We start from the raw sequence: 7,249 nt of genomic DNA, 5'->3' as shown, positions 1-7,249 counted from the left end.
GGCCTGGAAGCAGCCACCTTTGGAGGCCTGCAATATTTCTTCGCGCTTGCCGAGCGCGCTTCTGTTGTCGGCGTCTACAAGGACACGGGCGCCGACCCGGAACTGTCGCAGATTTTGCCATCGGGCGTATCGCCGGAAGGCGCTGTCGCCATCCCCTCGCGCAACCTCTTTGCGACCGCCAACGAAGTCGATCTCGGCGAGGACGGCGGCCCGCGCTCGCATGTGATGATCTACGAGCTTGCCGAAGGAGAGAAGGCCTATCCGCAGATCGTCGAGGCCGAGAAGGATGGCAACCCGGTCGGCTTTGCCGCCCTTTCGGGCCTTGCTGCCGTTCCGGAAAAGCCTGGCAAGCTCTTTGCGGTCAGCGACAGCGTGCTCGGCATGCAGCCGACGATCTACACAATCGACGCGACGCAGAAGCCCGCCGTCATCACCGAGACGCTGATGATCAAGCGTGACGGTGCTGCCGCCCAGAAGCTCGACATCGAGGGCATCGCCGTCGATGAGAAGGGCTGGTTCTGGCTCGCTTCCGAAGGCAACAGCGAAAAGCTGCTGCCGCACGCGCTCTACCACGTCAATCCGAAGGGCGAGATCAAGGCCGAGGTCGCCCTGCCGAAGGAGCTGACCGCCAACGAAATCCGCTACGGTTTCGAAGGCGTGACGATCATCGGCTCCGGAGATGATGCAACGCTGTGGATGGCAATTCAGCGCGAATGGAAGGACGACGAGAAGGGCTTCGTCAAGCTCGTCTCTTACAATCTGAAGAGCAAGGAATGGGGCGCCGTGCGCTACCCGCTCGACAAGTCCGAAAACGGCTGGGTCGGTCTTTCGGAAATCTCTGCCCATGGCGACAGCGTCTATATCATCGAGCGCGACAACCTCGTGGGCGATGCAGCGAAGTTGAAGAAGCTCTATAAGGTGGCGATCGCCGATCTCAAGCCCGCCAAGCTCGGCGGCGAGCTACCGGCCGTCGAGAAGACCGAAGCCTACGACTTCGTCAACGAGCTGAAGACGGCCACCAACGGCTACGTGCTCGACAAGATCGAAGGCTTCACCTTCGACGCCGGCGGCAAGGCCTATGCCGTCACCGACAACGACGGGGTCAGCGACTCCTCAGGTGAAACCCTGTTCTTCCCGGTCAATCTGGTCGGCACGAACTGAGGTCCCAGAACTGAAAGGAAATGGCCGGGTCAAACCCGGCGGGTTAAACTAGGCCATTTTTGGTTCTGAAAGGATAGGCTTACCAGCGCTGATGCACATGCGGTGCAATCAGCCGCTCGTAGATCTCGCGGGTCGCGTCCATCACGTCGTGGCAGAGCGGCGCGAGATCGGCGGCCGCTGCGTTGGCCCTTGCCTGTTCGGCGTTGCGCGCACCGGGGATGACCACGGTTACGGCATCGTTCATAAGGATCCAGCGTAGCGCAAAGGCTGCCATGGAGGCGCCCTGCGGCACCAGCTTGCGCACCTCCTCGACCGCTTGCAGGCCGACCTCGAAGGGAACGCCCGCGAAGGTCTCGCCGACATCGAAGGCCTCGCCGTGGCGGTTGAAATTGCGGGGGGCGGCGCTTGCGAACTTGGTGTCACGGGTGATCTTGCCGGAGAGTAGGCCACTTGCGAGCGGCACGCGTGCAATCACGGCGACGTTCTTGCGGCGGGCTTCCTGGAAGAACAGGCGATCGGGGCGCTGACGGAAGATGTTGTAGATGATCTGGATGCTTTCGACGCCCGGAAACTCGATCGCTTTCAAGCCTTCCTCAACCGTCGAAACGCTGACGCCATAGCCCTTGATCTTGCCGGCCTTCTGGAGCTGGTTGAGACCGTCGAAGACTTCCGAACGGTAAAGCACCTCCGTCGGCGGGCAGTGGAGTTGGACGAGGTCAAGGCTGTCGACCTGCAGGTTCTTCAGGCTGCGGTCGATAAAGCCTTCGAGATTGGCCTTGGTATAACCGCCGGCGACATGCGGGTTCAGCCTTCGGCCGGCCTTGGTGGCGACCATCGGGGGCGTGCCGCCACGGCTCTTCAGCACGTCGGCGACGATTTTTTCCGATCGGCCGTCGCCGTAAACGTCCGCTGTGTCGATGAAGGTGATGCCGGCGTCGAGCGCCGCATTGAGGGCCGCCCGGCCGTCAGCCTCGCTGACATCGCCCCAGGAACCGCCGATCTGCCATGCGCCGAACCCGACATTGGTGACTGAAAACGGCATGCGGCCGAAAGAATGCTGTTTCATGGGAATCCTCCATTCGTGATGAAAAGCTCGCACGGCGACTATCAGCCAGGCCCCGGGCGGACAAGCGCCTGCGGGGGAAATAGGGCGCAGACGTTGCTTGTTCGAGAACGGTGCCGAGTGGTCTCATATCTTTCCACTCCACTTCAAATGGGTCGATCGATGACCTACTTTCTGTGAGGGACGCGCCGGATCAAACAAGGAAGAGGCAATAGCATGGAAATCAAGACAGCCGGTTCCCGGCCATCGGCGAAGGCTTCGGCGGACTATTTCGCCGGCACCGTGCGGCTTGATCCGTTGATCGAAGCGCCCGATCCGGCCCGCGTGAGGGTCGTGCACGTGACATTCGAGCCGGGAGCGCGCACTGCGTGGCACACGCATCCTCTGGGCCAGACGCTGATCGTCACGTCCGGCAAGGGGCTTGTGCAGAGCTGGGGCGGCGAAATCCGCGAAATTAGGCCGGGCGACACCGTGTGGTTCGCGGCCGGCGAAAAGCACTGGCATGGCGCAGCCCCGGAAACGGCGATGACGCATATCGCTATCCAGGAATCACTGAATGGCAGCGTCGCCGACTGGATGGAGCAGGTCAGCGACGAGCAATATGCCGGAAAGGCCTGAAGGACGTTAGACGCGAGAAAATGCGTCGGAAGTCCTCTCAACGCTCAGCTCTTGTACGGCGGCTGGACTTTGCCGTGAAAACAATTTCCGGACTGTCATGGTTTTGTCTCCAAACCTGCTTGACACTCAAATGCGAACCCCTTAGTTAGCCGCTCATCGAAGCGGCCTATCCGTTTTGACAAGGATGCGAAAGCTCCGGATGACTTGAAATGAAGTGCGGGTGTAGCTCAGTCGGTTAGAGTGCCGGCCTGTCACGCCGGAGGTCGCGGGTTCGAGCCCCGTCACTCGCGCCATTTTAAGATGTGCCGCAAGGCGCATTCCGGCCTTTCCTTCAAGATGCGCGGGTGTAGCTCAGTCGGTTAGAGTGCCGGCCTGTCACGCCGGAGGTCGCGGGTTCGAGCCCCGTCACTCGCGCCATTCTTTTCTCCGAGCCATGCAGTTTTTGGTTGGCTGCCATGCAACCTCTCGCAACTTGTGCGTATTTGTCGCGACATCGTTGCATCTGCTTGATAATGTCGCATCCTCACAGGTGGAATTGGCTTTCTAAAAGTCTTGCGCCATGGCTCCGGCTGCGCTAACCACGGCTTGTTGCAACGCACGTTCGCTTGCCGGGCATTTGCCCGTTGCGCTGCCTGGCGCATCCGGCAAGCAGGGATGAACATGATGACTGAACTGCTCAGTTCCTATATTCCGATCGCTATCTTCATCGGCATTGCCCTCGTCATCGGCCTGGCGCTTCTGATTGCGCCGTTTGCCGTGGCCTTCAAGGCGCCGGATTCGGAAAAGCTTTCCGCATACGAATGCGGCTTCAACGCCTTCGACGATGCTCGCATGAAATTCGACATCCGCTTCTATCTCGTGTCGATCCTCTTCATCATCTTCGACCTCGAAGTCGCCTTCCTTTTCCCCTGGGCGGTTTCCTTTGGCGCCATCGGCTGGTTCGGCTTCTGGTCCATGATGGTCTTCCTGCTCGTGCTCACCGTCGGCTTTATCTATGAATGGAAGAAGGGAGCCCTGGAATGGCAGTGACGCCCTCAAGCAATCGCACGCTCGTTGCGCCACAGCCGAACGGGATCATCGATCCCGCCACCGGCAAGCCGATCGGCAGCAACGATGCGTTCTTCGGCGAGATCAACAACGAACTGGCCGACAAGGGTTTTCTCGTCACCTCGACCGACGAGCTGATCAACTGGGCGCGTACCGGCTCGCTAATGTGGATGACCTTCGGTCTCGCCTGCTGCGCCGTCGAGATGATGCAGCTGTCGATGCCGCGTTACGACGTCGAGCGTTTCGGCTTTGCGCCGCGCGCTTCGCCGCGCCAGTCGGACGTGATGATTGTTGCTGGCACCCTCACCAACAAGATGGCGCCCGCGCTCCGTAAGGTCTATGACCAGATGCCTGAGCCGCGTTACGTGATCTCGATGGGCTCCTGCGCCAATGGCGGCGGCTACTATCACTATTCTTATTCGGTGGTGCGCGGCTGCGACCGCGTCGTGCCGATCGACATCTACGTGCCGGGCTGTCCCCCCACAGCGGAGGCGCTGCTTTACGGCGTGCTTCTGCTGCAGAAGAAGATCCGGCGCACCGGCACGATCGAGCGGTAAGGGTTAAGGACAAGACATATGAGCGAAGCCCTCACTGAGCTTTCGTCCCATCTCTCGGAGGCGCGTGGCAGCCTAATTGCCGCGACGCAACTGAAATTCGGCGAGCTGACACTGACAACGACGGGCGAAAACCTGATCGCGCTTCTGGCGTTCCTGCGCGATGACGCCAAGTGCGGTTTCATCAACCTGACGGACATCTGCGGCGTCGATTGGCCGCAGCGCGAAAAGCGTTTCGACGTTGTGTATCATCTTTTGTCGCCGAAGCAGAACTTGCGCATCCGCGTGAAGGTCGCGACCGACGAGGATACGCCGGTTCCCTCGGCCTGCGCGGTCTATCCCGGCGCCGACTGGTTCGAGCGCGAGACCTGGGACATGTACGGCGTTCTCTTCACTGGCCACCCGGATCTCCGCCGCATCCTGACCGACTACGGTTTCGAAGGACATCCCCTTCGCAAGGACTTTCCGACGACCGGCTTCGTCGAAGTCCGTTACGACGATGCGGCAAAGCGGGTCGTTTACGAACCGGTGGAACTGAAGCAGGAATTCCGCAACTTCGACTTCATGTCGCCTTGGGAGGGCACCGAATACGTGCTGCCGGGCGATGAGAAGGCGAAGCAGTAGAAGCGAATAGTGAACAGCGACGAGTCGGGAAGGGGTTGCAGACGATAAACTCCGACAGGGATCTCAAGGTCTGGCAGTTGGCGATCGATCGCGCGGTGGACTGCTATCGGATGACCGAGGATCTTCCCAAGTTGGAGATTTGACGGTCTGACGACCCAGGTACGCAGGCAGCAAATTCGATTGCTGCCAATATTGCTGAAGGGCACGGACGTGAAGTCACTGGAAGCTTTATTCGATATCTGCGCATGTCCCAGGTTCGTTGAAGGAATTGGAAACAGGTATTCATTTCTCACCGCGTCGGTTGATCGGCGAGATTGCGTTCAGGCAGATGACCGAAAAGTGCGACGAGATCAGACGGATGATCAGGGCGCTGGTACGGAGTCTCCAGGAGAAACAATGAAACGGAACGAAACCATTCGCTATTCGCCATTCGCCATCCGCCTAACCAGCGGCGCGTTTGGCTTGGAGTTTGCACCATGACCGAACATAACGTCCGCAACTTCAACATCAATTTCGGGCCACAGCATCCGGCGGCGCACGGCGTTCTTCGTCTTGTCCTGGAGCTCGACGGCGAAATTGTGGAGCGCGTCGATCCGCATATCGGCCTGTTGCATCGCGGCACCGAGAAGCTGATCGAAACCAAAACCTATCTGCAGGCCGTTCCTTATTTCGACCGCCTCGATTATGTGGCACCGATGAACCAGGAACATGCCTATGCGCTGGCCGTCGAGAAGCTGCTCGGCATCGAAATCCCGATTCGCGGTCAGCTGATCCGCGTTCTTTATTCGGAAATCGGCCGTATCCTGTCGCATCTCCTCAACGTCACGACCCAGGCCATGGACGTCGGCGCGCTGACGCCGCCGCTCTGGGGCTTCGAAGAGCGCGAAAAGCTGATGGTGTTTTATGAGCGCGCTTCCGGCTCGCGCATGCATGCGGCTTATTTCCGTCCAGGCGGCGTCCATCCGGATCTGCCGGAAAAGCCCGTTCAGGATATCGGCGACTGGTGCGATCCGTTTCTGAAGGCGTTGGACGATATCGACGATCTTCTGACCGGCAACCGCATCTTCAAGCAACGTAACGTCGATATCGGCGTGGTATCGCTGGAAGACTGCTGGGCTTGGGGCTTCTCGGGCGTCATGGTCCGCGGTTCGGGAGCTGCCTGGGACCTGCGCCGTGCGCAGCCTTACGAGTGCTATTCCGATCTCGAGTTCGATATCCCGATCGGCAAGAACGGCGACTGCTATGACCGTTACCTGATCCGCATGATTGAAATGCGTGAATCGGTCCGCATCATGAAGCAGTGCGTGAACCGCCTGCTCGGCGATGCCAGCACTGGACCATTCTCGTCGGTCGACGGCAAGGTGGTGCCGCCGAAGCGCGGCGAGATGAAGCGCTCGATGGAAGCTCTGATCCATCACTTCAAGCTCTATACCGAAGGCTACCACGTTCCGGCCGGCGAAGTTTACGCCGCCGTCGAAGCGCCGAAGGGCGAGTTCGGCGTCTACCTCGTCTCCGACGGCTCCAACAAGCCGTATCGCTGCAAGATCAAAGCTCCGGGCTATGCTCATCTTCAGGCGATGGATTTCATGTGCCGCGGCCACCAATTGGCTGACGTCGCTGCCATTCTCGGCTCGCTCGACATCGTGTTCGGCGAGGTGGATCGCTGATGCAGCTTGCCGCGCTTTCAGCAGCCGTTTTACTCATGGCATCCGGAGCGTTCGCTCAGGAAAATCAGGGATTCGGCCAGAAGCTGGGCGCGCAGGATGTAGCGCCTCCGGGCGACCAGGCCTCCATGGGCGAGCTATTGTCCAGGGGCTATGAAATCAAGGCTGCCGTTCCGAACGGCAACAAGTTCGTTGTGTTTATGCAGAAAGACCAGTCGGCCTATGCTTGCGAGATGCAGTCTCTGACAGCCTCGCGGTGTGGGACCCTAAACTGACAAGGCGTGAGGAAGAATGTCCGTTCGTCGACTAGCCGAAGATCAATTCCAGCCTGCCGCATTCGCCTTCAATGACGAAAACGCGGTTTGGGCGGATAAAACGATCAAGAAATATCCCGCAGGCCGTCAGCAGTCGGCGGTCATCCCGCTGTTGATGCGGGCGCAGGAGCAGGACGGCTGGGTCACACGCGCGGCGATCGAGAAAGTCGCCGACATGCTGGACATGTCCTATCTCCGTGTCCT

9 protein-coding genes and 2 tRNA genes are annotated in these 7,249 nt (G+C 59.7%); 10 read left to right on the top strand and 1 reads right to left on the bottom strand.

What is annotated here, in order from left to right:
* Positions 1-1,161: esterase-like activity of phytase family protein (locus C9413_RS24810; protein WP_170251031.1), on the top strand; the 1,161-nt coding region annotated here is incomplete at its 5' end.
* Between the two features lie 79 nt (positions 1,162-1,240).
* On the opposite strand, the gene C9413_RS24805 is transcribed toward C9413_RS24810, so the two are convergent.
* Positions 1,241-2,227 (bottom strand): aldo/keto reductase, encoded by a 987-nt coding sequence (locus C9413_RS24805; protein ID WP_170251030.1) that lies wholly within the window; start codon positions 2,225-2,227, stop codon positions 1,241-1,243.
* Positions 2,228-2,440: 213 nt separating this feature from the next.
* On the opposite strand from C9413_RS24805, the gene C9413_RS24800 reads away from it, so the two are divergent.
* The 9 genes from C9413_RS24800 to C9413_RS24755 all read left to right on the top strand — a co-directional run.
* Complete coding sequence (locus tag C9413_RS24800) at positions 2,441-2,842, top strand: cupin domain-containing protein (protein WP_039844554.1); 402 nt, start codon at positions 2,441-2,443, stop codon at positions 2,840-2,842.
* Positions 2,843-3,058: 216 nt separating this feature from the next.
* Positions 3,059-3,135, top strand: a tRNA-Asp gene (locus C9413_RS24795).
* A gap of 47 nt (positions 3,136-3,182) precedes the next feature.
* Positions 3,183-3,259: transfer RNA gene (locus C9413_RS24790), tRNA-Asp, on the top strand.
* A gap of 246 nt (positions 3,260-3,505) precedes the next feature.
* Positions 3,506-3,871, top strand: coding sequence for an NADH-quinone oxidoreductase subunit A (locus C9413_RS24785; RefSeq protein ID WP_028739579.1), 366 nt, complete (start codon positions 3,506-3,508; stop codon positions 3,869-3,871).
* Positions 3,862-4,446, top strand: coding sequence for an NADH-quinone oxidoreductase subunit B (locus tag C9413_RS24780; protein WP_039844555.1), 585 nt, complete (start codon positions 3,862-3,864; stop codon positions 4,444-4,446). The genes C9413_RS24785 and C9413_RS24780 overlap by 10 nt, the downstream gene beginning before the upstream one ends.
* 18 nt (positions 4,447-4,464) lie before the next feature.
* Positions 4,465-5,067 (top strand): NADH-quinone oxidoreductase subunit C, encoded by a 603-nt coding sequence (locus C9413_RS24775; protein WP_039844556.1) that lies wholly within the window; start codon positions 4,465-4,467, stop codon positions 5,065-5,067.
* A 476-nt stretch (positions 5,068-5,543) separates the two neighbouring features.
* Positions 5,544-6,734, top strand: a complete 1,191-nt coding sequence (locus C9413_RS24765; protein ID WP_170251029.1) for an NADH-quinone oxidoreductase subunit D — start codon at positions 5,544-5,546, stop codon at positions 6,732-6,734.
* The gene (locus C9413_RS24760) at positions 6,734-7,006 is read left to right on the top strand and encodes a hypothetical protein (protein WP_039844557.1); all 273 of its coding nucleotides are present in this window, start codon (positions 6,734-6,736) and stop codon (positions 7,004-7,006) included. The genes C9413_RS24765 and C9413_RS24760 overlap by 1 nt, the downstream gene beginning before the upstream one ends.
* A gap of 16 nt (positions 7,007-7,022) precedes the next feature.
* A partial coding sequence (locus tag C9413_RS24755; RefSeq protein WP_170251028.1) for an NAD(P)H-dependent oxidoreductase subunit E occupies positions 7,023-7,249 on the top strand: 227 nt, incomplete at its 3' end.

The organism is Rhizobium sp. SEMIA 4085 (assembly GCF_013004495.1).
GTDB classification, from domain to species: Bacteria; Pseudomonadota; Alphaproteobacteria; order Rhizobiales; family Rhizobiaceae; genus Rhizobium; species Rhizobium gallicum.
Note: the sequence above shows the minus strand (reverse complement) of the source record. Positions and strands in the feature narration are given on the sequence as shown.